At 46.9% G+C, this 25,350-nt stretch carries 28 protein-coding genes and 1 other annotated feature; of the genes, 3 read left to right on the top strand and 25 right to left on the bottom strand.

Going from position 1 to position 25,350, the window contains the following annotated elements:
• Positions 1-23 precede the first annotated feature (23 nt).
• From nusB to LCF57_RS00620, 18 genes are all read right to left on the bottom strand, one after another.
• Entirely contained in the window at positions 24-473 is a 450-nt protein-coding gene (nusB, locus tag LCF57_RS00705) for a transcription antitermination factor NusB (protein WP_225999003.1), read from the bottom strand.
• Between the two features lie 133 nt (positions 474-606).
• Positions 607-840 (bottom strand): DUF2273 domain-containing protein, encoded by a 234-nt coding sequence (locus LCF57_RS00700; RefSeq protein WP_007430925.1) that lies wholly within the window; start codon positions 838-840, stop codon positions 607-609.
• 15 nt (positions 841-855) lie between these two features.
• On the bottom strand, positions 856-1,395 hold the full coding sequence (gene amaP, locus LCF57_RS00695) for an alkaline shock response membrane anchor protein AmaP (protein ID WP_225999002.1): 540 nt from the start codon (positions 1,393-1,395) through the stop codon (positions 856-858).
• Between the two features lie 73 nt (positions 1,396-1,468).
• Positions 1,469-1,882, bottom strand: a complete 414-nt coding sequence (locus tag LCF57_RS00690) for an Asp23/Gls24 family envelope stress response protein (protein WP_007430927.1) — start codon at positions 1,880-1,882, stop codon at positions 1,469-1,471.
• A gap of 125 nt (positions 1,883-2,007) precedes the next feature.
• Positions 2,008-3,351 carry an acetyl-CoA carboxylase biotin carboxylase subunit gene (gene accC / locus LCF57_RS00685; protein ID WP_225999001.1) on the bottom strand — a complete coding sequence of 448 codons (1,344 nt, stop codon included), beginning with the start codon at positions 3,349-3,351 and terminating at the stop codon, positions 2,008-2,010.
• A 64-nt stretch (positions 3,352-3,415) separates the two neighbouring features.
• Positions 3,416-3,907, bottom strand: coding sequence for an acetyl-CoA carboxylase biotin carboxyl carrier protein (accB, locus tag LCF57_RS00680; protein ID WP_225999000.1), 492 nt, complete (start codon positions 3,905-3,907; stop codon positions 3,416-3,418).
• Between the two features lie 138 nt (positions 3,908-4,045).
• Positions 4,046-4,852 carry a SpoIIIAH-like family protein gene (locus LCF57_RS00675; protein WP_225998999.1) on the bottom strand — a complete coding sequence of 269 codons (807 nt, stop codon included), beginning with the start codon at positions 4,850-4,852 and terminating at the stop codon, positions 4,046-4,048.
• A gap of 62 nt (positions 4,853-4,914) precedes the next feature.
• Positions 4,915-5,556: a stage III sporulation protein AG gene (spoIIIAG, locus tag LCF57_RS00670; RefSeq protein ID WP_225998998.1), complete on the bottom strand. Its 642-nt coding sequence runs from the start codon at positions 5,554-5,556 to the stop codon at positions 4,915-4,917.
• Between the two features lie 16 nt (positions 5,557-5,572).
• The gene (gene spoIIIAF / locus LCF57_RS00665) at positions 5,573-6,343 is read right to left on the bottom strand and encodes a stage III sporulation protein AF (protein WP_225998997.1); all 771 of its coding nucleotides are present in this window, start codon (positions 6,341-6,343) and stop codon (positions 5,573-5,575) included.
• 39 nt (positions 6,344-6,382) lie between these two features.
• Entirely contained in the window at positions 6,383-7,573 is a 1,191-nt protein-coding gene (gene spoIIIAE / locus LCF57_RS00660; protein ID WP_225998996.1) for a stage III sporulation protein AE, read from the bottom strand.
• Between the two features lie 12 nt (positions 7,574-7,585).
• The gene (spoIIIAD, locus tag LCF57_RS00655; protein ID WP_225998995.1) at positions 7,586-7,975 is read right to left on the bottom strand and encodes a stage III sporulation protein AD; all 390 of its coding nucleotides are present in this window, start codon (positions 7,973-7,975) and stop codon (positions 7,586-7,588) included.
• 8 nt (positions 7,976-7,983) lie between these two features.
• The gene (gene spoIIIAC, locus LCF57_RS00650; protein ID WP_010345636.1) at positions 7,984-8,187 is read right to left on the bottom strand and encodes a stage III sporulation protein AC; all 204 of its coding nucleotides are present in this window, start codon (positions 8,185-8,187) and stop codon (positions 7,984-7,986) included.
• 12 nt (positions 8,188-8,199) lie between these two features.
• Positions 8,200-8,718 (bottom strand): stage III sporulation protein SpoIIIAB, encoded by a 519-nt coding sequence (gene spoIIIAB, locus LCF57_RS00645; RefSeq protein ID WP_225998994.1) that lies wholly within the window; start codon positions 8,716-8,718, stop codon positions 8,200-8,202.
• Complete coding sequence (gene spoIIIAA, locus LCF57_RS00640; protein ID WP_225998993.1) at positions 8,711-9,706, bottom strand: stage III sporulation protein AA; 996 nt, start codon at positions 9,704-9,706, stop codon at positions 8,711-8,713. Before spoIIIAA ends, spoIIIAB begins: the two co-directional genes overlap by 8 nt.
• Before the next feature lie 372 nt (positions 9,707-10,078).
• Positions 10,079-11,332 (bottom strand): aspartate kinase, encoded by a 1,254-nt coding sequence (locus LCF57_RS00635; RefSeq protein ID WP_225998992.1) that lies wholly within the window; start codon positions 11,330-11,332, stop codon positions 10,079-10,081.
• A gap of 198 nt (positions 11,333-11,530) precedes the next feature.
• Positions 11,531-12,088 carry an elongation factor P gene (gene efp, locus LCF57_RS00630; RefSeq protein WP_010345630.1) on the bottom strand — a complete coding sequence of 186 codons (558 nt, stop codon included), beginning with the start codon at positions 12,086-12,088 and terminating at the stop codon, positions 11,531-11,533.
• Between the two features lie 33 nt (positions 12,089-12,121).
• Positions 12,122-13,195, bottom strand: coding sequence for a M24 family metallopeptidase (locus LCF57_RS00625; protein WP_225998991.1), 1,074 nt, complete (start codon positions 13,193-13,195; stop codon positions 12,122-12,124).
• Between the two features lie 81 nt (positions 13,196-13,276).
• Positions 13,277-13,861 carry a YqhR family membrane protein gene (locus LCF57_RS00620; RefSeq protein ID WP_225998990.1) on the bottom strand — a complete coding sequence of 195 codons (585 nt, stop codon included), beginning with the start codon at positions 13,859-13,861 and terminating at the stop codon, positions 13,277-13,279.
• Between the two features lie 1,061 nt (positions 13,862-14,922).
• Here LCF57_RS00620 and LCF57_RS00615 point away from each other — a divergent pair.
• Both LCF57_RS00615 and LCF57_RS00610 read left to right on the top strand, forming a co-directional pair.
• Positions 14,923-15,915, top strand: coding sequence for a DUF1385 domain-containing protein (locus LCF57_RS00615; protein ID WP_225998989.1), 993 nt, complete (start codon positions 14,923-14,925; stop codon positions 15,913-15,915).
• A 7-nt stretch (positions 15,916-15,922) separates the two neighbouring features.
• Positions 15,923-16,243 (top strand): hypothetical protein, encoded by a 321-nt coding sequence (locus LCF57_RS00610; protein WP_225998988.1) that lies wholly within the window; start codon positions 15,923-15,925, stop codon positions 16,241-16,243.
• 88 nt (positions 16,244-16,331) lie between these two features.
• On the opposite strand, the gene LCF57_RS00605 is transcribed toward LCF57_RS00610, so the two are convergent.
• The 3 genes from LCF57_RS00605 to mntR form a co-directional block, all read right to left on the bottom strand.
• Positions 16,332-17,321: a patatin-like phospholipase family protein gene (locus tag LCF57_RS00605; protein ID WP_225998987.1), complete on the bottom strand. Its 990-nt coding sequence runs from the start codon at positions 17,319-17,321 to the stop codon at positions 16,332-16,334.
• A 95-nt stretch (positions 17,322-17,416) separates the two neighbouring features.
• A complete protein-coding gene (locus tag LCF57_RS00600) occupies positions 17,417-19,156 on the bottom strand; it encodes a family 10 glycosylhydrolase (protein WP_225998986.1) in 1,740 nt (579 codons plus the stop codon).
• A 137-nt stretch (positions 19,157-19,293) separates the two neighbouring features.
• Positions 19,294-19,719 carry a transcriptional regulator MntR gene (mntR, locus tag LCF57_RS00595; RefSeq protein ID WP_007430946.1) on the bottom strand — a complete coding sequence of 142 codons (426 nt, stop codon included), beginning with the start codon at positions 19,717-19,719 and terminating at the stop codon, positions 19,294-19,296.
• Between the two features lie 249 nt (positions 19,720-19,968).
• Between mntR and splB the strand changes: the two genes are divergently transcribed.
• Positions 19,969-21,033, top strand: coding sequence for a spore photoproduct lyase (gene splB, locus LCF57_RS00590; protein ID WP_225998985.1), 1,065 nt, complete (start codon positions 19,969-19,971; stop codon positions 21,031-21,033).
• Here splB and LCF57_RS00585 read toward each other — a convergent pair.
• The 4 genes from LCF57_RS00585 to LCF57_RS00570 all read right to left on the bottom strand — a co-directional run bounded on the left by LCF57_RS00585 (position 21,026) and on the right by LCF57_RS00570 (position 25,114).
• A complete protein-coding gene (locus tag LCF57_RS00585; protein ID WP_225998984.1) occupies positions 21,026-21,742 on the bottom strand; it encodes a cytochrome c biogenesis CcdA family protein in 717 nt (238 codons plus the stop codon). The two genes, splB and LCF57_RS00585, sit on opposite strands and share 8 nt — an antisense overlap.
• A gap of 143 nt (positions 21,743-21,885) precedes the next feature.
• A complete protein-coding gene (gene metG, locus LCF57_RS00580) occupies positions 21,886-23,904 on the bottom strand; it encodes a methionine--tRNA ligase (protein WP_225998983.1) in 2,019 nt (672 codons plus the stop codon).
• Positions 23,905-24,012: 108 nt separating this feature from the next.
• Positions 24,013-24,282: a binding site (T-box leader), on the bottom strand.
• A gap of 42 nt (positions 24,283-24,324) precedes the next feature.
• A complete protein-coding gene (yidD, locus tag LCF57_RS00575) occupies positions 24,325-24,621 on the bottom strand; it encodes a membrane protein insertion efficiency factor YidD (protein WP_225998982.1) in 297 nt (98 codons plus the stop codon).
• Position 24,622: 1 nt separating this feature from the next.
• A complete protein-coding gene (locus LCF57_RS00570) occupies positions 24,623-25,114 on the bottom strand; it encodes a Fur family transcriptional regulator (RefSeq protein ID WP_225998981.1) in 492 nt (163 codons plus the stop codon).
• Positions 25,115-25,350 lie beyond the last annotated feature (236 nt).

Genomic DNA, 25,350 nt, shown 5'->3' with positions numbered 1-25,350 from the left:
CAACCTGATTCAGTAGTGTCAACTTAAAAACGTGCTTTTAATTGTTCCAGCTCTTGTATCACTCGTCCCAGCACTCCATTAACAAATTTGCCCGACTCTTCGGTACCAAAATGCTTGGACAATTCGATAGCTTCGTTGACTGCCACCTTGGCCGGAACATCTTCACGGAAAATCATTTCATATACGGCAAGTCTTAATATTTGACGATCCACGCGTGAAAGTCTGCTGATCTGCCAGCCTTTAAGATAATCCACCAACAGCCCGTCAATGGCTTCCTTATGCTCCCACGTACCGCGCACATGCTCCAAAACATACGCTCTCAACACTGCTGCGTTTTTAATAACAACTTCCGCTTCGTTCTCCTCAGCGGCTTCCTGAAGCAACATATCTACCGCTGCTGCTGCATCCACTTCATTCATTTCCATATGGTACATGCTTTGTACCGCTAATTCCCTCGCCAGACGTCTTTTCATGCCCTGCCTCCTACGCTTGCCTGTATCTATTTTTCATTTTAACCATTTTCACAAAAAAACCTGTGAACGCATCTCCAAAACGTTGGGCGCAAAGAAGCTACAGCTCTATTTTGGAGAACACGTATCACAGGGTTCATTTAAAAGGACGCCAACGCTGCGACAGCCAGTCGCTCCATTCCTTCCAAGGGAGGAGGGAACCGAGCGCTGAATCGCTACGCCTTCCTAGCGTATATCCGATGAACACCATCAATGCAAAGAACAACATATTCCAAAAGCCTGCCCACAAATAAATAAAACCAAAAAAAATCCCGGCCGTAATCCCCGTGATCCGGCCCTTGTAACTTCCCCATATTTCTTTCCAGGGCATCAGGGAAAATCACCTCTATTCCACACGACTCTTAAAGCTTGGTGACTGAGAAACATTGGCGATGTACACGGACACATTGGACACAGGAATACCTGTAATTTCTTCCACATGATCGTGTACGCCCTTTTGTACCTCGGAGGTTAACACCGGAATGGAGCTTTCCCCGTCTACAACCGCCCGAATCGTAATATCAAGTCCCGATTCCAGCACGCGAACGCGTGCCTTCAAATCCTGCATCCCTCGAAATCGGGATGACGCTTTGAGACACAGATTTTCAATGGTGTCCACCGAAATCTGAATGTCGCCGTATTCCGTTCGTTGATCAATAGAATGCTGCACGGATTGATTCCGGCGAATAGAGATATAAAAAACCCGGAGACTCAATAGCAGCAGGACTCCTGCAATAATCAAGCTGGCAAACCATACGACTCGCTCATCCTCAATACTTAAAGCATACGGAATGGCCCCGCTCAGGAGGAGGATGGCGAGAATGGAAATAATTCCGATACTCAAGCTGTACAAGAACAGCAGAAGTCTGTCCATAACTTTGGCCACGAAACGCACAGCCTCCTTAAATTAGAGTAAACCCTCGACCCAATAGGGTCGGGGGTTTGTACAAAGTATCGCTCTATTTAACCCGTCCGGCGCCCAGAACTTCCGGCTCTTCTACTTTTTCGGCACTTTTGAATTGAACATCATGAATTTGCACGTTCACTTCAACAACGTTAAGACCTGTCATGGTTTCAATGGAACGCTTAACATTATGCTGAATAGCAGCAGCCACCTCAGGCAGACGGTTACCGTACTCAATAATGACGGAGACGTCTACAGCCGCTTCACGCTGTCCGACTTCCACTTTTACACCTTTGGACAAATTTTTGCGGCCCAGCAGCTCGGCAAACCCGCCTGCAAATCCACCACTCATTCCCGCTACGCCTGGTACCTCAACGGTAGCCAGTCCGGCAATGACTTCAATAACTTCCGGGGCAATTTGAATCTCCCCAATTTCTGTACGTTCGAATTCGGTTGGCACTGTGCTCATACCTTCAACACCTTTCGGTCAAAATAAGTTTCATTCCAGCTTTGGATATCAAAGCAGACATGCTCACTTATTATCCATACTATATCATTTGGCGTTCATTATGACAAACTGAGGAAATATACCGATTAAACTTCGTTTTCCTCCAAAAATTTAATATCAAAATCGCCTTTAATAAAGGTCGGATGCTCCAGCAAACGCTGATGAAAAGAAATCGTTGTTGGTATACCCTCAACGGCAAACTCAGCCAAAGCCCGCTTCATTTTGGCAATCGCATCCTGCCGTGTAGGTGCCCACACAATCAGTTTGGCGATCATGGAGTCATAATAAGGAGGAATGCTATAACCCGGATAAGCTGCGCTGTCTACGCGCACCCCAGGACCGCCCGGTGGCAGATAAAATCCGATTTTACCCGGTGCGGGCATAAAATTGCGATCCGGGTCCTCGGCATTAATACGGCACTCTATCGCCCATCCATTGATAGTGACATCCTCTTGTGTAAAGGACAGTGAATGCCCTTCAGCGACCGAAATCATTTCCTTAATCAGATCTACACCGGTCACCATCTCCGTGACGGGATGCTCTACCTGAATACGTGTATTCATTTCCATAAAATAAAATTTATTGTCCGGGCCCAGCAAAAATTCCAGCGTACCCGCACCAGAGTATTGCACAGCCAAAGCTGCACGAACGGCTGCCTGACCCATTTCTTCACGCACATCCGGTGAAAGTACAGGACATGGTGCCTCCTCTAATAACTTCTGACGGCGGCGCTGTACAGAGCAGTCGCGTTCGCCCAAATGCACGACATTGCCGTGCTTGTCCGCTATGATCTGGATTTCTACGTGCTTCATACCGGTCAAATATTTTTCCAGGTACACACCCGCATTGCCAAACGCTTTTTGCGCTTCCTGCTGGGCCGTAGTAATTTGCTGAATAAGGTTATCCTCATCCTCAGCAATACGAATACCCTTACCGCCGCCACCTGCAGTGGCCTTGATAATTACCGGATAACCGATATCGCGTGCGATGCTAATCGCATCCTGCAAATCCTCGACCAGCCCGTCCGAACCCGGAATAACCGGAACTCCGGCATCCTTCATCGTCTGCTTGGCTACGGCCTTGTCTCCCATTTTGTTAATCGCTTCGGGAGAAGGACCAATGAACGTAATATTGCACGATTCGCAAATTTCAGCGAAGTCGGCATTTTCGGCCAAAAATCCGTAACCTGGATGAATGGCATCACATTCAGTCAATGTAGCAACACTCATCAGATTCGTAAAATTCAGGTAGCTGTCCTTGGACAGCGTCGGCCCAATACAGTAAGCCTCATCTGCGAGACGCACATGTAACGAATCCTTGTCGGCTTCCGAATATACGGCAACCGTTGAAATATTCATTTCGCGGCAAGCGCGAATGATACGAACCGCAATTTCTCCACGATTCGCGATCAATACTTTTTGAAATGTCATGACTTTATCCTCCCTAGGAGCAATCTTGCTGAACCCTTCAAAAAAACGGGCCCGAGCAAGCTTTTTACTCCGGTTTCACAAGGAACAATGGCTGGCCATACTCGACCAGCTGTCCGTTTTCGGCCAAAATTTCCACAATTTCGCCCTTCACTTCAGCTTCCAGCTCGTTCATCAGTTTCATCGCTTCAATGATACATACCGTTGTTTTATCGCCTACTTTACTGCCGATACTCACATACGGAGCCGCATCCGGGGATGAAGAACTATAGAAAGTGCCTACCATCGGAGATACGATTTTATGTAGATTACTTGCATATTCCTTGGTTTCCCCAGCAGTTGCATGTCCAACATCGGACTGTACTTGTGGATTCGGAATAGCAGCTTGCGGTGCGACTGTATAAGCAGGTGCGGTCACAGGAGCCTGTACTGTAACAATCTCGCTTTTGCCCGGTTTACGGATCAACAGGCGAGTTCCTTCATTTTCAATTTCAAGCTCATGTACAGACGTTTCATCCACCAGCTTGATCAATTCCTTAATCTCGCTTAATTTAAACATCTCTATTAATCACTCCTTCAGCATTTTGCTGGTTGCTGATTACATTGTTGAAACAGCTTTATGTATTATATCACAATCATTAAAAATAGAAAGAGCCCGGGATTATGCAGAAATCCGGGCTTTTTCGCGATTTTTGTCTTATTGTGTAACATACTGCACACTGATTTTGTCCTGCGTTACATTCAGTTCTTTCATGACTTTATCGACAATGGTTACTGCTTGTTTGGCGTCCAATTTTTCACTCAGAACGACTACTTTGTATTTATCAGCATCTTCCTCACGCACGACCGCATTGGCAAACTGCTGTTGAAGTTCTTCTTCGATTCCGGTAATTTTGGCCTGTTTATCTTCCAGCACATGTAATTCCTTTTGCGCCTCTGCGGCTTTCTTTGGTGTACTGTCGTTCATTGCCGTTGTTAGCTCGTCGTTTTTCTTTTGATTTTCCACATCCCGTTCCAGCAAATAGTTATCAATCACAGCTGCTGCTGTAGGTTTGGCCTCTTGCTCCGTGGCTACTTGATCAAGTACCTGCTGGTCGGTTTTGGCGGAAGAGGTTGTTGTATCGTCACTTTTTGCGGTTGTGTCCGTCTTGGCCTCAGTAGTATTTGGATCAGATGCAGTCGCCTCAGTAGTACTGTTAGCTGCCGTATCCTTATCACCCTTTGAGGTTTCTGTTCCTGTGTCCGACTTCGTAGAAGAAGCTGCTGCATCGCCAGTAACTTCCCCATTCGTCACTACTTCATTCACTTTTAGCTCATTCAATTGCTCTTCTGCCTTCGAAGTTGCTTCCTCTGCGGTTTCCTGCTTATCCTTGCTCACTTGCTCACTGTCTGCCACTGGCGGGTTTGTCGGGCTTGAGTCCTCTGTAAACAAATAATACGCAGACAGCACCACCATTAAACTCAGCATGGACACCAGCCAAACGGTTTGTCTTTTATTATTCATGTTCCGTCCTCCATATTCATTAATGGTTTAAAATATTAACTTCTTTCTATTTAAGTCCCATATTATCCCTGCTTACGCGGTACAACTGAGATTTTGTAGGAAGGTACGTTAAGTCCCTTCTGTACAGCATCGATAATGAGCTGCTTCACCGTAGGGTTTTCTGCCCCCATGGCCACAACGAGCACTCCCCTCACCTGCGGCTTTACTTTTTTGGTAACAATCGGGGTATGCTGACCTCCTGATGATTCATAGGTGACAATCTCTCCATCGCGTGTATATTGGGTGGTATGCCGTTGGCCGCCATTGGCGTCCGTTTCGTTATTTTCTTCCTGCATATCCTTCACATTGCGCTGAACGATAACCTCTTCGGTGGAGTCTACGGTAACCATGACATCGACCGTTCCCACACCTACAATCTGCTCCAGCATCTGCTTCATATTGTCCTCAAAAGCCTTCTCGATCCCGGCAAAAGAACTCTCTTCCCCTGCCGTTGTCTCTAGTACAGGCTCATTTTTCATCACGCCAGGCGGTTCACGCCCTACGTTTTCCGGGTCCACCTTTTTTACATTTACGAATGAATTAAATAGCATAATAGCTACACCGATCAGACCTAGAATAAGTAGCCAGCGAAATGAATTAAACCTTTTGGCTCCCTCCTCCCCTCCGCCCATCCATTTTTCCAGCTTTTTCATCCATTTGCCCATTTCTGCTCACCTCCTGTTACCATTCATGTGTCCCGTTCTGTGAAAGAAGCACCTGAACATTTTTACTGTCGATCCCCCATTTTTCGCGTAGCAGTTCTGTAATTAAGCCAAAAGCTTGTGTATTCGTTGCTGCTGCGTCTTTAGCACTTTCGGCAGAATTCCGGTTATTCGCTTGTGTACCTCCCGCTTGATCGGAAGCATTCGAAGGTATTGGATCTACGTGGATTTGGACTGTTTTTTCAGCAACAGGCTCCACCATTATTGGTTTGGAGTTCGCACCAGGCGAGACATTCGTACTTTTCTTTTCTTTTTCTGTCTGCTGCTCCGCTAATTTAACCACAACCGACTGAACGCCTGTTCCAGTCTTTAATCCCGATTCCTTCTGTTCGATCTGTGCGAGGGTAACTTGAACCGACTGAATGGGTAAGCCGGTATACTGCTCCAACTGGGCTTTCATTTCCTTGGCTACCTCTTTGCCAGCCCATTGCATGGAGCTCTGCTCCTGCTGTTGCTTCAGCTTGTTGCCTTTTGCTAAAATCTCCTCCAATGTCGGTTCCCTCCGACCCATCTCCGCCTGACGTTGAAGATCAAATGCTTGCCCCAAAATCTCCGAGGGACTGGTGCTCAGCAGGTGCACGACCGGAGAGAGCAGCGTCAGTAGAATAAGCAGACTGAGCACGAGCTTGACATACCTTTCCATGGATCGGCTCGGTAAGATCATATCGACAAAAGAAGCCAGCAGCACAATCAGCACCAGTTCCTTAAGCCAGCCTCCCAGCCAGGTCACGTCACTCCCCCTCCCTCCCGTTGGATTGCATGCATTCGTTCACCTCATCATGACCGTCATATTGCCTGCAGCGAGCATCACAGTAATCGCAAGGAAGGACATTAAGCCCACTGCCGCCAGCGCCGCGAAAACATAAATCATACTCTTGCCGATCGCATCCAGACATTTCACTATGGGCGTTTCTCCCAAAGGCTGCATGATGGCAGCAGTTACTTTATAGATGAGAGCCAGCGTGAGAATCTTGAGTGCAGGAAAGGCGCACAGGAACAAAATAATAATGACTCCTACGAGGCCAATGGCATTTTTAACGAGCAGCGATGCCGAAATGACCGTATCTGTCGCATCTGCCAACGCCTTGCCTACCACCGGAACAAAGCTACCTGTAATATATTTAGCTGTGCGGATCGTTAATCCGTCCGTAACCGACGATGTCAAGCCCTGTACCGAAATGACTCCTAGAAAAATGGTCAGAAGCACTCCCAGCACCGCTACTCCAGCGTTCCGCAGCAGATCGGCTAACTGGGTCAGCTTGTATTTGCCTGTCAGCGAGTTGACCAGATACAGCACGGCGGAGAAGAAGAGCAGCGGGAACACCAGCGTATGAATGACTGTCCCGACCGTGTTAATCATAAAAACGATCAACGGATGTGTGACCGAAACCGTTACGACGTTACCCATGGAGGCCAACATGGTAAACAATAGGGGCAACATCGCCATCATGAAGTGAATCATGCTGTCAATGGCTTCTTTGGCATAACCAATGGCTACACTAAAACTGTTAATCGCCAGGATGATAATGACCATGTACACGATTGCGTAGGCGACTTTACTGACCTGCTTGCTTTCAAAAGCGCTTTGCAGCGTTTCCAGCACCATACTCATAATGCTGAGCATGACAATGGTGACGAGCAGCTTGGCATTTACCCGGATTTCATGAATGAAAAAATCAGCGATAGCGCTCAGTACACCCTTAATGCTAAATCCTTCAACGCCCGGAAGAAGCATGTCCATGAAAGAAGGCGTTTTCTGATCAGGGAAAAATCCGCCGTATTGCTGCATTAGCCCATCCCAATAGTGTTCAACCTCATCTTTAGGCATTTGCTCCGCCTGTTGCCTGATCCATTCGTTGGTAGGTGTATCTGCAAAGAGGACCGCAGCCGAGGCACACCAGAGACATAGCAGCAAAACCGCAATTACTTTTAGTTTCGGCATGCCCCCCAGCCTTTTCATGGCATCACCCCCTCAGGCGGGCATCAGCTTCAGAATCGTGTCAATAATAATGCTGATAATCGGGATGGCAAGCACCATAATGAGTACCTTTCCCGTAAGCTCAATTTTGGAGGCAATGCCGTCCTGCCCCGCATCCCGAACGATCTGCGCTCCAAATTCGGCGATATAAGCAATTCCGATAATTTTCAGTACGGTTTTAAAATAAATCATGTCCATACCTGAAGATCTCGCCAGCCGCTCAAGCACGGCAATTACGGACCCGATCTTGCCAATCAGCAGCAAGAAGATCACCACTCCCGCAGCGGTTGCAATTAAAAAGGCAAACATCGGCTTCTGTTCCTTAATGACCAAAATGAGGACTGTGGCAATGAGTGCAAATCCCACCACCTGAATGATTTCCATGTATCCACCTACTGAAAAAGAAAGATTGATTTGATCTCTTGCAGAAGGTTATCCAGCATTCGCACCACCATGAACAGCACCACAACAAAACCGATAACCGTTACCCAATGGGCCATGTCTTCTTTGCCCATTTGCTTAAGTACGGTATGAATCATGGCGATGATAATGCCGATTCCGGCAATCTGGAAGATCGCGTTCACTTCTAAATTCATTCGAGCACCCCGCTAATAGATCAAAATGACGATCAATGCTCCGATCAGCAGTCCCAGGCTTCTGCTCATGCGCTCGTATCTCACCTGATCTGCCTGCGCCTGCGCTTCTTCATGGGATAGCTGTTGGATAGTTAGCGCAATGTGCTTGATCTGGTCTTCACGGTCGCTGGTTCCGAGGCTGTAAGCAAGCTGCCGCATCGCCTCCTTCTCGGCCTGCTGCATAGAGGAACGGCTCCACGAATCTTCAATCGCTTTATGCAAGCTTTCCCTGGCGGTCAGGCCAAAAGAGGGGTGCATCCAGCGTGAGGCTTGCTTAAACAAGGTTCGCAGCGGTTCCCGCAGCGGCTCTCCCGTCTTGGCGAAAGCATCCGGCAGCGGGGACACCCCGTAGGATACCTCGGTGGTCAGTCTTTGCAGCGCGAGAATCAGCTCCCTGATCTGCCGCGGCCTCATCGCAAACTGCCTTGCCCGCTGCCAGCCTGCCAGCGTAGCAGCCAGTATAACCAACGCGGCTCCCAGCAGCTTAAGCATAGGATATGCCCCCGTTCTGCCCATCTACAGGCAGTGTCAGCCGACGCTGCTTGGCATCTGCCAGCCGAAAGGAGACGCCCCGGCTCGTCCTCTCCAGCATGACATAGAGCTGAAATAGCTCCTGCCCTGTAGTTAGCCCGGCCAAAGCAGAGCGGGTTGCCATTTCGGCTACATCACGGCCATGTGCAGAGGCAATGATTGCGATGCCCGCATGAAGCGCTTCACGCACCGCCTCGGCATCCTCAGGTCGCCCGATTTCATCGACAATGAGCACATCCGGTGACATCGAGCGAATCATCATCATCATACCTTCTGCTTTTGGACATCCATCCAATACATCGGTGCGAGGTCCGACATCAAATCCGGGTATGCCCTTGTGACTGCCAGCAATTTCAGAACGTTCGTCTATAATGCCTACCTTGAGTCCATTTCGTCGTCCTCCATTACTTCCCACCCCTCCGTAGCTGAGCTGCCGAGCCAAGTCCCTAAGCAGAGTCGTTTTGCCATGCTGAGGAGGGGATAAGATGAGGGTATGCCGGATTTTCCCGAACTTTTGATCCGCTACATAAGGCAATATCCGATCAGCTATACCAGGAATTGCTCGGGCAATTCTTACATTAAAGCTGCTTATATCCCTCAAATGCTCCACTCGTCCCCTGCTAAGCACGGTTCTTCCCGCCAGCCCAATACGATGACCGCCGGGGATCGTAATAAAGCCTTTGCGCAGCTCCTCTTCCATGGTATACAGGGAATGATTACTGATAAAATCCAGCAAACGATGGGCATCCTCCCGGTTAGGATGATAGGCTTCCACATGGTTCAAAGTCAGTCGACCCGCAGATGTTATAAAATGATGTTCACCATTTGTGTTAATTTCCAGCGGTCTTCCTTCCCGGACCCGAATTTCTTCCAGTTGCTTAAATACCGTTTCTGGAAGCTTTCCGAGTATACCGTGCAACGGTTCGGGAAATAACTCCAGCCATTCCATACCGATGCCGCCCCCTCACAGTTGTCCTTTTTCTTTAAGACAAGTCTATGGCTGACTCTCGCTTTTTATGCCGAAAATATATCGAAAACCTAGTCGAGAATTTCAATGCTTCTATCAGCACTTAACAGGCCTTTCCTTCACTTGTTCAAGCCCCATTGCTTTATTTCCAGAAATAAAAAAAGAGCATCTCAAAGCCTTGTCGGCAAAGGGATACCCTTGGGCAGAAAAGATAGATTTACAGCAAAAAGAGGCTGCCCCACAGTCAGACTCATACTGTTGGACAACCTCTTAACCTACTACCACAATATTCTATGATTATAAAACTATAAATAGGAAACGTATACTACACTGTGCCTATACACAGTAATTTTGTTAACGACGATCCTTCGGTCCACCCACAAATGCTTGCTCCTCGGTATCCAGGTTGTACGCTGTGTGCAGCGCCTGAATAACCTCGTGAAGCTTACCAGCCTCAATGACACACGATACTTTAATTTCGGATGTGCTTACCATTTTAATACTAACGCCTTGCTCCGCCAACACGGAGAACATTTGCGCCGCAACCCCCGGATGGCTAACCATGCCTGCGCCCACAATGGATACTTTCACCAGGTTTTCCTCAGACGTCACTTCACGGTATGGAAGCTCGCCGCGAATACCTTCCAGCGTCTTCAGTGCTGCTTCACAGTCCGTTAAAGCTACTGTAAAGGAGAAGTCCGCTTTGCCAGCTTCAACCCCGCTCTGTACAATAATATCTACATCAATTTTGGCTGCCGCCAGTGTTCCGAATACTTTTGCCAGTACACCAGGGATATCGGCGACGCCCAAAATGCTGATTCTTGCTACATTTTTATCATATGCAATCCCACTGACTACAACGCCCTGCTCCATTACTGCATCCTCCTTTACGACCGTTCCTTCATTATGGTTAAAACTGGACCGCACAATCAACGGTACCCGATTATGTTTGGCATATTCTACCGCACGGGGATGCAACACAGCCGCACCTAGATTGGCTAATTCCAGCATTTCATCATACGAAATTTCTTTCAGCTTACGAGCAACCTTCACAATCCGTGGGTCTGTAGAATAAATACCGTCTACGTCTGTGTAAATTTCGCATGCATCGGCTTGGATCGCTGCCGCCAGCGCAACCGCCGTCGTATCAGAACCTCCACGTCCCAGCGTCGTAATGTCTCCCTCAGCAGACATCCCCTGGAAACCGGCTACAACGACAATCTTGTTGCTGCTCAATGCATCCAGCACACGCTGAGGCTGAATGTCCGTAATTCGTGCCCGACCAAAGTCAGATTCCGTACGGAAACCAGCTTGCCATCCCGTAAACGATACCGCTTCATGACCCAACTGCTGAATAGCCATTGACAACAATGCGATCGAAATTTGCTCACCTGTCGTCATCAGCATATCCAACTCACGTGCAGGCAACTGCTCATTCAGCAATTTGGCCTGGTCAATCAGTTCATCTGTCGTGTCTCCCATTGCGGAAACGACCACTACACATTGATGCCCTTCACTCTGTTTCTCAACAACGCGTTTTGCCACGCGTTTCATGCGTTCCGTATCACCGACGGAACTGCCTCCGAATTTCATGACATACAAAGACAACGATATTCACTCCCTCAGACTCAACAGTATGTAACCTTGAGATGGCACAACCGACTCGAACGTGACATCCTGCGACATAACTTTAGTACAGTATAATACGAAAGTGCTATGCGGAGCCAATGTTTTTTAAACATAAGTCGTTATAAAAATATCCCCTGCCCTTAACAAGGACAGAGGATTCCAAAAACTGGAAAAAAATTATGCGCGAGACATGTATTTGCCGTCACGAGTATCAATTAACAATACGTCATCTTGGTTAATGAACAAAGGAACCTGAACATTCAGACCTGTTTCCAGTTTGGCATTTTTAGTAGCACCTGTAGCCGTATTACCTTTAATACCCGGTTCGGTTTCAACTACTTTAAGCTCTACGCTCGTAGGCAGGTTAATCCCCAGAATTTCTCCGTTATAGCTGACAATATTTACATTCATATTTTCTTTCAGGAAATTAAGCTCCCATTTCAGCTGATCGCTGGACAATGTGAACTGATCGTAAGTTTCGTTGTCCATGAATGTATGATCATCTGCACTTGCATAGAGGTAAGATACACCACGATTTTCGATTTGGGCACGACCAATCGTCTCACCCGCACGGAATGTACGTTCAACGGTATTGCCGTTACGCAAGTTTTTCAGCTTGGAGCGTACAAACGCTGCACCTTTACCCGGTTTTACGTGTTGGAAGTCCAGCACCGTAAAAATATCTCCGTCTACCTCGACGGTCAAACCTGTTTTAAAATCATTAACATTAATCACTAAAATACCCCTCCTACAGGACTGTTATCGTTATTAAACGACTGTAAATTCTTTGCTTGAATGTGTTAATACTTTGATGCCGTTATCTGTAATAACGATATCATCCTCAATCCGCACGCCGCCCAATCCTGGTACATAAATACCTGGCTCGACCGTTACAACCATGCCCGGCTCCAGTATATCATCACTGGCCTTCGACAGACGTGTGGATTCATGAACTTCCATACCCAGACCATGGCCTGTACTATGTCCGAAATTGTCTCCATAGCCATGACTTGCAATGATATCGCGGGTCAGCGCATCCGCTTCGCGGCCCGTCATGCCAGGCTTAATATGTTCCAGTGCGTGAAGCTGCGCTTTGAGCACAATATCATAGATTTCACGCAGCTGAGGCGCCAAATCCCCTTGTGTAGCTACTGTACGAGTCAGATCGGAACAGTAGCCATCCAGCAATGCGCCAAAGTCAAACGTAATCAGCTCGCCCGCTTGTACCAACTTGGCACTGGCTACCCCATGAGGCAATGCGGAACGAACCCCGGATGCCACAATCGTGTCAAATGAAGAAGACGTAGCTCCTTGCTTGCGCATAAAAAATTCCATTTCCAGATCCAGCTCACGCTCGCTGACACCCGGTTTGATGTAAGGTAAAATGTGTGCAAATGTGGCGTCTGCCAAATCCGCTGCCCGCTGCATCACTTCCAGCTCTTCTGCATCCTTGTACACCCGCAACTTCTCCACTATGCCTGACACCGGAACCAGCGTAAGAGGCGACAAATCTTCGCTGTAAGCTTTATGCGTAGCAACAGATACATCGTCTTGCTCGAAGCCTGTTTCACTGATCTGATGGGAGGACAGCAACTCTTTCACTGTTTCCATGACCTGCGCAGCGTGCTGCACCACCGTAAATCCTTTAGCTTGTTCGGTCGCCTGCGTCATATAACGAAAGTCGGTTAGCAGGTAGCTATGGGATTCCGTGATCAGCACATAACCCGCCGAACCTGTGAAGCCTGTCAAATATCGGCGGTTGACAGGGCTAGTAATCAGCATAGCACGCAGATTATGCTCGCCCAGCGCCTGCCGCAGCTTGAACACCCGGTCATTCTTCATCTTTCATTCCGCTCCCCTCTGTCAAATAACCAAATGCTATTTTAACACAGGGGATAGGCGCTTGAGAAGTTTTTGTTACGTTCAGTCCCCAGCTTTCTCAGGCTCGCGCATTCTTTCATCCGTATACTCCACAGCAACCGTGTAGCCGATAAACAACCCCCACAGCAAAAACACGCAAACTTCCGTATATATGGAATTCCATGTTAGCCGATAAGGAGGATTCATCATCCCGAGCTTGGGACCCGTTAATACAAATAAAATAACCCACCAGACCAGACCGTAGACAATGCCGGGCATAGGTCCCTTAAATCGGCGAAACATCAATGTGTATATTAATGACGCTATAACAGATAATGCGATAAAAAACAGCAAGCCTACCAGATGCCCCGCTGTTGTTTTCATGAACGAATGCTTGAAAAACGGCTCTGCCAAAAAACCGGGCGCTACTACCGTAAAGTGCAACGCATAAAATAGCCAGCGTATCAATCCCCAGAGCAAACCTGCAAAAAAACCGAGCTCAAGTGCGAAGGGAATGAGCGGGGTATGTATTTTACCTGACTGTTGTCTGCCCCTAATGCTGTTATTGTTATGGTCACGTTGGTCCTGAGATTCACGAGACTGCTCCTGATCATGCCTTACCTTGGGTACAGAGTAGGTTTCACTCATATCTTTTGCTCTCCTTTTCTGATGCAATGCTTATTTCCACTAAAAAAGTACTTGTTGTCAAATGGAAAGGCTTCATTTGCGTCGGATTCATGTATTCCCAATTTGATAGGTAGTATGCTCCAAAGGAGTGGGTTTAACACTGAAACGTGGTGAGTTCTTGTTACATGGTGGGCTGGTGTGGTGGAGAATTGGTGATGACTTGGACTACGTGCACATGTGGTCGCTATGCGAACGGATCACTCTTCCGAATCGCTGTCGCTTCTTCAGAACGATTCCGTTCTCTCCGCTGCTTTATGCGCTTGTGCTAACTTTTTCCTTTGACGGACTTAGTTAAGAGACGTACTTACATCCATTATTCAATACTCAAAAGCTCTGAGTCTAAAAATAGTTTTTAATACATTACTTGTTACAGTTTTAGTATAACCAACTGTACTCACTCAGAAATGATGGGCCTAATTTCAATGCACTGCTTGTTATGGTAAAGGCAGTCCTAATTGACTTTTTGCTAGAATGCCATGCCGAATTTAAAAACATCACTTGTTACGGTTAAAGGTTAGTAATATCAGGCTTTTCACAAATCTGATAAAGGAATTTAATACGGGGACACCGCTCTCGTAAATATTCCACAACCGAAATGCTTTAGATTCGGAAAAAGCTAAAAAGGGGCTAAAAGCCTTGTAGCTGAATAACGAATTCAATTTCCATATTCATCAAATACAGGGAAAAATAAAAAGAATTAAAGCACACATTAGAGCAGCAACATGCTTCTCATAAAGGTTTAAAACACGATTTTACTCCCCCACTCAAAAACAAATCGAGAGGCGGGTAGCAGCGGAAAGCTCGGAATCGTCCTGAAGAAGCGCTAGCGTTCGCCTTTATTCACGGATTTTAACCTCTACATCTTTTATTCAATCCAAAAAAATCTGGGAATAACAGCGATCGGAAGGATGATCCGAGCTTGGAGCGCTCTATATTCCACCTATCCATTTGCCGCAACTAGATATTCCCTCCCAAATTCGATACAATATACAAAAAAGCACGTGTAAAGAGAGGTGAGACGGTTGTCACAAGCATCCAAGCCTGTAAGTTACGGTGGTCAGGCAGTTATTGAAGGTGTCATGTTCGGCGGCAAGCGTGTCAATGTCACGGCAGTTCGCCGCAAAACCGGCGAAATCACATATTTGGAAGTACCACGCAAAGAGCAATCCTGGGTATCCAAATTTCGTAAAATACCGTTGCTGCGGGGAATTGTAAGTATCATTGATTCCAGCGCCAAGGGTACCAAGCATTTGAATTATTCAGCCGATGCCTATGCAGATGATGAGCTCGACCCAGAAGAACGTGCGGAACAAAAGAAAAAAGAAGAATCCCGCTGGAGCCTAAGTATGATCATTGGTGTGGCGGCGGTCGGCATTTTATCCTTTTTGTTCGGCAAAATTGTGTTAACCCTCGTTCCTGTTGTCGTAGAAGACTTCCTGTTTAAAAATTTATTTCACGAACAGATTTTGCATAATCTAGCCGAAGGGGCTATTAAGCTGATTCTGCTGCTGGCTTATTTATGGGGCATTTCCCAAACTCCATTGATCAAACGCCTGTTTCAATATCACGGTGCGGAGCATAAAGTAATTACTGCATTTGAAGCAGGGGAAGAATTAACTCCAGCCAACGTGCAAAAATATAGCCGACTGCATTACCGTTGCGGAAGCAGCTTTATTATGCTCACTGTGATTATCGGGGTACTCGTCTATTCCCTGTTTACGTATGATAATCTGTGGGAGCGTATGGGACAACGGCTTCTGCTGCTTCCGATTGTGTTGGGCCTTTCCTTTGAATTTCTCAAGCTGACCAATGCCATGCGGGAGATTCCGGTACTTCGTTATTTGGGCTACCCCGGTCTATGGCTACAACTGCTGACCACCAAAGAACCGACCGATGATCAAGTGGAGGTATCCATTGCTTCTTTCAAGCGTATGCTTGAATTGGATGCTGAGTTGGAAAATGTGCCTGCAAAGGAGACCTTCAACAGTCCGGTTCTTGATCCTGTGAAAGGATGAGTAAATGATGAACAGACATGCGGTTATTTTCTGGCTTACCCTTGCTTTAGGTGCATATGGAATTGTGGATATGGTATGGAAAGGAAGCTTGGGCTTTCTCGTGAGTTTACTGATTCCCGTGCTTGTTTTTACAGTTATTTTTCTGCTATACAAATACTTGCCGGGACGAAGAAGCGGTTCTCCCAAAATCAAGCCCTCTGCGCGTACGATGGCCAAAACAGCCAACTCACGCAAGCAGCAGACTCCGAGCAAGCGCAAAGTGTACCCTTTTCATGTTATTGAAGGTTCTAAGGGCAAAAATGAAGAAGAGCAGCCAAAGTATCATTAGTCAGGCAAAGATCATTTATAATGCAGTAGTATAAAGGAGCCACCCCCGTGTAATGAAGTATGTCCGGGGAGAGGCTCCTTTTTAGTGGCTATTTCATGGCGTACATTGTATTTTTCATCAACTGATACTTGCTGTACTGCTGTTGATAGGATGCGATGCTCCATTTGTGGAAAAAGGCTTCCCCTGCCTGCACACCGGAAGCATACAACAAATTACTCTGTTCAGGAGAAATGTTGAATTGCGCGGTGCGGATACCCAACGTTGGGATTTTAATTGTCCGGTATCGGTTCTCCTGCTCAATATATCGTTCATCGTGTGCCGATAGCATCGTATCAAAAATAGCCTGCAGCATCGTCAATGGCCCCCGGATATAAGAAACCTTGGTTTCCGTCCCCGTTTTGCCCACCATCTGAAATCCTACCGTTGGAATCGTTTTTGCTTCACGTTCGTTCACAGGCTCATCAAACAGCCACAAAGGCAGATTGCTTAGTAAAGCTCCATCAACAACAAAAACAAATTGCTGGGAAAAGGTTTTCCCCTTGGCAAGTGCAGAATCAAGTCTTAACATCACCGGATCAAAAAAATAGGGGATACTTGTGCTCATTCGAATGGCCTTGGCGACCTCCAGTGAAGAGGGATTGATCCCAAAACGTTTGATATCCTCAGGCAGCACCAAAATGCGACCATTCGTGATGTCTGATGCAATAATGCGCAGCTTGCCAGGGGGCAAATCCGCGAACGTACGCACTCCCTTGGCCCGCAATAGCTCACGTACCCAGTGTTCCAGTGCTTCCCCAGAGTAAAGCCCTTTTTTCAGGAAGATACGAGTAGCTGGTCCAATCCACTTGATGTTAAACACCGGAGAACGCCGCAACAACTTGACCAAGGGGGTTTTCTCTATCACGGCTTTCATTTCATCTGCTGAGTATCCAGCTGCCAATAAAGCAGCGACAATAGCCCCTGATGATGTACCGGCTACACGATTGAATACTGTTCCATGCCCTTCTGCAGCCTTAACTGCACCTGCCAGCGATATACCCTTAACCCCTCCACCCTGGAACACAGCATTGATCAGCATAGATCAAAAAACCTCCGTTCTCTTGGGAGTAAGCAGTTCTACTGCTTATGTATGAGAACGGAGGCCTATATAGAACCTATTTGATCCAATTTTTATCACATTTGATAATAATTTTGAAGAAGTTGAATGAGTCCGTAAGGATTTTTGCGCAAATGCTGTGCACTAAAGTAAATATCCCCTTTGACCTGCTTATAATTTTCGTTCAGTTCAAGCTGCTTAATGAGCTCTTGAGCAGTTTGCCATCCCTTTTCCGGCGTGCCGATTTTATATGGTGAGTGACCGATATACAGCTTAACATCTGAATTTTTGACCTCATTGGACCACCATGCGACAAGCTTGTCATAACCCGCTGCCGGGAAACCGATACTCCAGTAAATTTGTGGAGCTACATAATCAATCCAGCCTTTGTTGATCCAGGTTCGTACATCTGCAAAAGTCGTATCATATGCTGTAACGCCTGCCTTTGTGTCTGAACCGGTTAAGTCCTGGGACTTGTTGCGCCACACCCCGAAAGGACTAATTCCGAATTGAACCTTGGACTTGCTTGCATGAATGGTTTTGCCCAAGTCTCGAACAAAACTGTTCACATTATCTCTTCGCCAGTCGCCCTTGTTCGAAATTTTGTTAGCATTATATGCTTTGAAGGTCGCATCGTCATCAAAAGTTCCGCTGTAAGGGTAGAAATAATCGTCCAAATGAACGCCGTCAATGTCGTATCCGTTCACCACTTCCATAATTGCAGAAATGACATGCTCACGAGCGGCAGGAATCCCCGGATTGATATACAACTGGCTGCCATTCTTAACAATCCAATCTGGATGCTGGTTAGCTACATGATTTGTAGCCAATCCGCTGGTTGTTCCTGTAGAGTTAGCGCGGAACGGGTTAAACCAGGCATGAAATTCCATTCCTCGCTTATGCGATTCGCTGATCATAAATTTTAAAGGGTCATAGCCCGGATTTTTACCTTGAGTGTTCGTCAAATATTTGCTCCACGGAACCAGATTGGACGGATAGAGTGCATCCCCACTGGCACGAACCTGAACGAACACCGCATTAATGCCCATGCCCTGCAAATCATCAAGCATTGTAGTAAACTCCTGCTTTTGCTTATCGGCACTACTTCGGGCCGCCGAAGAAGGCCAATCTCCATTAATCGTAGAAATCCAGGCTCCACGCATGGAGGTCGAAGCCTTCACTTGAACGACATTTCCGTTTGCAGAATTTGAACTGTCCGCGCTCGTAGAGGTAGACGGTGAAGCAGGAATCACCTGCTCAGCATCGCTGACACCCTGATCCTTACTTCCACTTTCCTGATTGACAGATGCAGACGTATCTGGAGTAGTGTTGTTTCCCGCAGAAGTGTTTCCACCTGTAGATACACCTTCTTTGCCACTGCTCAACGTGATAACTCGCTCTGTTGCCTGCCAATCTACTTTTAAACCCAACGCTTCCCCGACAAAACGCAGCGGCACCATAACTCTTCCACTCGCCATGCGGGCAGATGCGTCCAATCGAACAGACTTACCATTCACGGTTGCACTCTGTCCACCGTTCTCCATCGAAATATTTTTGTCCTTCGCTGTAATCGTTACCATACCAGATGATTCCGACCAATTCACCTGAGCGCCCAATCCCTCACTAATCACCCGCAAAGGAACCATCGTTACATTGGCTCCCTGTACAATATACGGTGCCGCATCACTTTGCAGAGACTGCCCGTCCAATATAATCTCAATATCTCCGTTTGGAGCCGCTTGAACTCCGGGCATAATGGCCGTCTGTACTGCCAAGAGTAAACCAGCAGCCGATGCCCCTATTTTCTTCCAATTCATTTTGTTACAATCCTCCGCTAACCCAGTTAATTTTAACCCCTATCTTGTCCTGCTATATAATGGATAGACGCTAACAACCGGGCGTTTGTTGCGGTCAGAGCAAATAAAAAAAGCATCTGTCCTTACGGACAATGCTTTTAGGAATCCCCACTCAATTCCTTGTGTATATCGTGAAGCTGGCGCAAACGATCTTCATCCCGGCGGAAATATTCGACCAATGTTTCAATACGGGTGATAGAATCCCAGCTCAAATGGTGCTCAATACCTTCCACGTCTTTATAAATCAGGTCCTTGTCAACCCCAATCATATCCAGAAATTGCTCCAATAGCTGGTGACGGTCAACTAACCGTTTTCCAACCTTTTTCCCTTTGGGCGTCAAAATCAGTCCCCGATATTTCTCATATACAAGATAATCGTCCTTATCCAGCTTCTGGATCATCTTGGTAACGGACGAAGGATGAACCTCCAGACCCTCTGCGATATCCGAGACACGAGCGTAGCCTTTCTCATCAATCAGCTGATAAATGCGCTCCAAATAATCTTCCATGCTTGGCGTTGGCACTTGCTTCCCTCTTTTCTGTAATTGAACGGGCGCTACCGCCTTCATTTCCTGCGTTAAACCTACATATGTAATGATACATGTTATCATTGTCTATTGGCAAGTCTCCTACCTTGGCTCACAGCTATTGCCATGATTTGTTCAATTTAAGCCGGACACACTAGTGATGTCGTCCCTGTATCGTTTATCCTGCGGCATGAGCTTATGATGGACACCTGAGTCTTGAGTTTTATTCGGAAAGGAGCGTTACCCATGTCTACGCTTGAACGTACTCCTGTCCAAAGCAGAGGAACGAAGCCGTTTCTGCCCGATCTGGTGTTTTTTGAGCCAGACGCACTGAATTATCCCAAGGGCCAGCGTATTATGGATTGGGTAAAAGCCAAGGATATTCCGTATCGGATGACCACCTCTCACAACCGGATTACCAATTTGCCGGGTGAAACTGAAGTTGAAAAGTACCGAATGGCCAAAAAAACACTGGTCGTAGGCATTCGCAAAACGTTAACCTTTGATCAGTCCAAGCCCTCAGCTGAATACGCTATCCCCATTTCGACTGGTTGCATGGGACACTGTCACTACTGTTATTTACAAACAACTTTGGGTGCAAAACCGTATATTCGCGTGTATGTCAACACCGACGATATTCTGAACGCAGCTAAAGCCTATATTGAAGAACGTGTCCCTGAAATCACCCGTTTTGAAGCAGCTTGTACCTCCGATCCTGTTGGTCTGGAGCATATCACCGGATCACTCGGAGAGTTGATTCGTTTTATGGCAGATGAGGAATATGGCCGACTGCGTTTTGTTACTAAATATCATCATGTCGATCCTTTGCTGGATATTAAGCATAATGGTCATACCCGCATCCGTTTTAGCATTAATTCCGATTATGTTATTAAACAGTTTGAGCCTGCCACTTCACGTTTTGAGGAGCGGATTGAAGCAGCGGGTAAAATAGCTCGAGCCGGTTATCCGCTGGGCTTTATCATTGCCCCTATCATCTGGTATGACGGATGGGAAGAAGGCTATAGCGAGTTGCTGCGCAGATTGGGAGAAACTTTGCCCCAGCATGCCACTACAGATTTGACGTTTGAATTAATTCAGCACCGCTTTACCAAAACGTCCAAAGCTGTGATTGAAAAACGTTACCCGAAAACCAAGCTCGAAATGGACATGGAGAAGCGCAAGAAAAAATGGGGTCGTTGGGGACAAAACAAATATGTTTATCCGGATGAACAGCAAAATGCACTGCGTGAGTTTATCACAGAGCGCATTTTTGAACATTTCCCATTAAGCCGTATTGAGTATTTCACATAATCAGCATCCAATCCGGGGTAATACGCTGTAAAAACAGCGTTATATCCGTCATATGATCGGTCACCAGCAAAATACCAGTGATAACAAGCAGTATGCCGCCTGTTTTGATAATGATTGAGGTATAACGAGAGGATAGCCGAACAGAACCTGCCAGCAAAGCCAATGCAAAAAAAGGAATCGCAAAGCCAAGCGCGTAGCCTGTAATCAGCTTGAACCAGGTATGATGCTCAACTGCCGCCAATGCGATAATAGCCGTTAGCATGGGACCAATACAGGGAGACCAGCCTGCCGCAAATCCAATTCCGATCACAAAGGAACCGGCATAACCGGCAGGCTTCCATGTCCAACGAAGCTTATGCTCCCTCATTAAGATCAAAGGACGCACCACACCAAGTGACACCAGACCCATGATTAAAATTAGCACCCCCGCTAACACTCTTAGCGTATCCCCATAATTTCCAAACCATTCTCCAAGCAACCCGACGCTTGCACCGAGTGAATAAAAAACGACCGAAAAACCCAGTACAAAAGCAAGCGTGTGTCCCATCGTACGGTAACGTACCTCTGCCTTATGCCGTCCTTCAGCCAGTTCATGGGCCGACATCCCCGTCATATACGATAAATAAGAGGGATACAGTGGCAAACAGCACGGTGAAAAAAAAGAAACCAGCCCGGCTATGATCGCCAACCCGGCGTTAACATCCGTCATCTTCATATCCTCCTACCTGTCTTAAGTAAACACGGTCAAACAAGCCCTATTTACTACAACATACGTGAGGAGGGAGCAAAATATGATGCAAGCCAAAAAGCGCAGGCCCGGGCATAAAGCCGCCCGGACATACGCTATTAATTTTACTTCACAATCGCACCATTCGGCATACCTTCCGGTACGGTGGCCAGCGTAAGCTGATCTCCATACGATGCTGCCAAAATCATACCTTGTGACAGCTCTCCCCGGAGTTTCACAGGCTTAAGGTTGGTCACACAGATCACTTTGCGTCCAATGATATCCTCTGACGTGTAGAACTTGGCAATTCCCGATACAACCTGGCGCTGCTCATAACCGAGATCAAGTTGGAGCTTCAACAACTTGTCAGCCTTCTTCACAGGCTCACAGGCAATGACCTGTGCGACTCGCAGTTCTACCTTGGCAAAATCTTCAATGCCAATCTCTCCCTTCGCCTCTGGTATCTCCTGTCCTGCCTCAGTCGTATTTTGTGGTTGAACATGAGCTATAGCTTCCTCCGGCTTCTTGCCTCCCGTCATGGCTTCCACAATGAAAGCAACCTCCTGCTCCGAGTCCAGACGCGGGAAAATTGGATTTCCTTTGACCAGCTGCGTTGCTTCTGGGATACGTCCAAACTGCTTGCCACTATCCCATGTAGTCAGCTCACCCTCCCTGATACCGAGCTGTTCCCAAATTTTATGGGGAGCTTGCGTCAAGAACGGTTGTAGCAAGATGGAAGCGATACGCAAGCTTTCTACCAAATGTACCATGACGGATGCCAATTCGCGGCGTTTGTTCTCATCCTTAGCCAAATTCCATGGTTGCGTCTCATCAATATACTTGTTGCTGCGGCTAATAAATTGGCTAATCGCTGTCAATGCCACGGAAAACTCCATGTTTTCCATCGCTTCTTCTACTTTACTGTAAGTCGATGTTGCCATCTCTTCCAAAGCTCCGTCGAATGCTGTTACATTCGCTTCATAAGCTGGAACCTTGCCCTCAAAATATTTGTCTACCATCGCTACGGTACGATTCAACAAATTGCCCAGATCGTTTGCCAGATCCGAATTCACCCGATCAACAAAGCTTTCTGGTGTGAAGGTTCCGTCTGCTCCGAAAGGCACCTCGCGCAGCAGGTAATACCGGAGCTGATCCAGACCATAACGATCAATCAACGTTACCGGATCTACGACATTGCCTTTGGACTTCGACATTTTACCGTCTTTCATGAGCAGCCAGCCATGTGCAAATACCTTTTTGGGCAACGGAAGATCCAGTGCCATCAGCATGATCGGCCAATATATCGTGTGGAAGCGTACAATTTCTTTACCTACAATGTGTACATTTGCAGGCCAAAATTTATCGTACAGCTCAGTATTAGCAGAGCCATACCCCAAGGCTGTAATATAGTTCGAAAGCGCATCAATCCATACGTATACGACATGCTTCGGATCATCCTTCACTTTAATGCCCCAGTCAAAGGTTGTGCGGGACACTGCCAGATCCTCCAGACCTGGCTTGATAAAGTTATTAATCATCTCTTTTTTACGGGATTCCGGCTGGATAAACTGCGGGTTCTCCTCATAAAATTGCAGCAACCGATCAGCATACTTGCTCATACGGAAAAAGTAGCTTTCTTCCTTGACCAGCTCTACTGGGTGTCCACTATCCGGACTTTTGCCTCCAGCCACATTGCCTTTAGCGTCCTTTACCACGTCAACCAGTTGAGTTTCAGTGTAGTAAGTCTCGTCAGGAATGCTGTACCAACCTTCATATTCTCCCTTGTAAATATCACCTTGCTTCAGCAAACGGTCAAAAATGTCCTGTACAACTGTCTTGTGACGTTCTTCTGTGGTACGGATAAAATCGTCATTGGAAATGTCGAGCTTACGCCACAGATCTTGAATACCCGCCACAATATCATCAACGAAACCTTGCGGCGTTTTACCGGCTGCACTCGCCTTCTGCTCAATCTTCTGACCATGTTCATCCGTTCCTGTCAAATAACGAACCTCATAACCCCGTAGCCGCTTGTAGCGAGCCATCGCATCACCCGCTACCGTCGTGTAGGCATGACCTATATGTAGCTTATCACTGGGATAATAGATCGGTGTCGTAATATAAAATGTGTTCTCATTGGACATGTGTATTCCTCCTGTTTTGTTCATGGCAGCCATTTCAGGCCTGCTACCATGATGGGTACTCCAATTCATGATTTCAACACAAATTGGGCACAAAAAAGACCCCCGCCCCCATGGGACGAGAGTCACCTCACGCGTTACCACCCAAATTCCCTGTATCCTCGCAGACTACAGGCTTCACCGGTCACATCTGACCGCCCATTAACGCTGGATCACGCCTTTCCCTTACGATTACCCCACGCTTGTACTAAAAACGGTGGCAAATACGCTTGAAAAAGGTTCCTCCAGGACCATATTCAGGCTTCGCTCCAGACCGGTTTGCAGCTAACTCCGGCTCTCTGTACTGGACTCTTACCTTACTCATCCCTTCATAGGAAAACAATATTAACCAAAATATAACCAAATCCACGCAGCGATGTCAAGTCAGCCCCTTCCCAGCACCTTCTCATCACGGTCAACCAACCGGTCTTCACCGGATTTATCCAACCGTTTTTGGACAGGTGGAACCAAATCTACCCCGCCCGGATGAAAGGGATGGCACTTGGCTATACGCTTGGCGGCTAGCCATGAGCCTTTAAGCGCACCATGCACCTCTACCGCCTCCAACGCATACGCCGAGCATGTTGGATAAAACCGGCAGGTAGCAGGCTTTAACGGTGAAATATAGGAACGATAAAACTTAATCGGAGCCTGAACCACTCTGCGTGTGGTGATTTTCATTTTAATAGCCCCCGTGGCTGTGAGTGTGACTGCTCGTCTGTCTGAATCCTCCATCAGAATTACTCTCATTATGCCCGTTTTTTTGTTGGCAATCTTTGCAATAACCGAAAATTTCAAATTTGTGCTCAACGATTTGGAACTGATCCGTTGTATCCGTCATCTGCATTGGGCAAAAAGAAATCGGTAAAGTTTTTTGACAGCTCAAGCAAATCATATGATGGTGATGATGGTGCTCATTACAGCTTACCTTGAACTTCATTCCATCCTCAAAAGATACCTGCTCAAGCACACCCAACTCCTGCATTACACGTAGATTACGATAAACCGTATCAAAGCTGAGTCCACTATATTTTTTACCCATATATTCATAAACGTCTTTGGGAGACAAATACCCTTCATTCTCGGAAAATAACGTGGCCAGCGTCTTGCGCTGATCTGTAATACGCAGCCCTTGAGCGGACATTGTTGAGATGATTTCATCCTTTGTCAGCATGCGTTTCACCCTCCCCTGTCTGTAGTTTCAGGCTTTCTGATGCAGGCTTAGGCTTGCATCTATTTATTATACCACGATTAAAGTCAATATTATAAGAGGTATTCGCACCTGTAAATAAGAAAAAGACGTTCTCCATGACTGCAAACGATTCCGCAGCAGGAGAACGTCTATATTCTGCAAGTGACATCTGACTTTTAAACGGTGAATGATGGACTCAAGTGGTCTAAGCCGGTGAA

This window comes from Paenibacillus sp. BJ-4, from assembly GCF_020404765.1.
GTDB lineage: Bacteria > Bacillota > Bacilli > Paenibacillales > Paenibacillaceae > Paenibacillus.
Note: the sequence above shows the minus strand (reverse complement) of the source record. Positions and strands in the feature narration are given on the sequence as shown.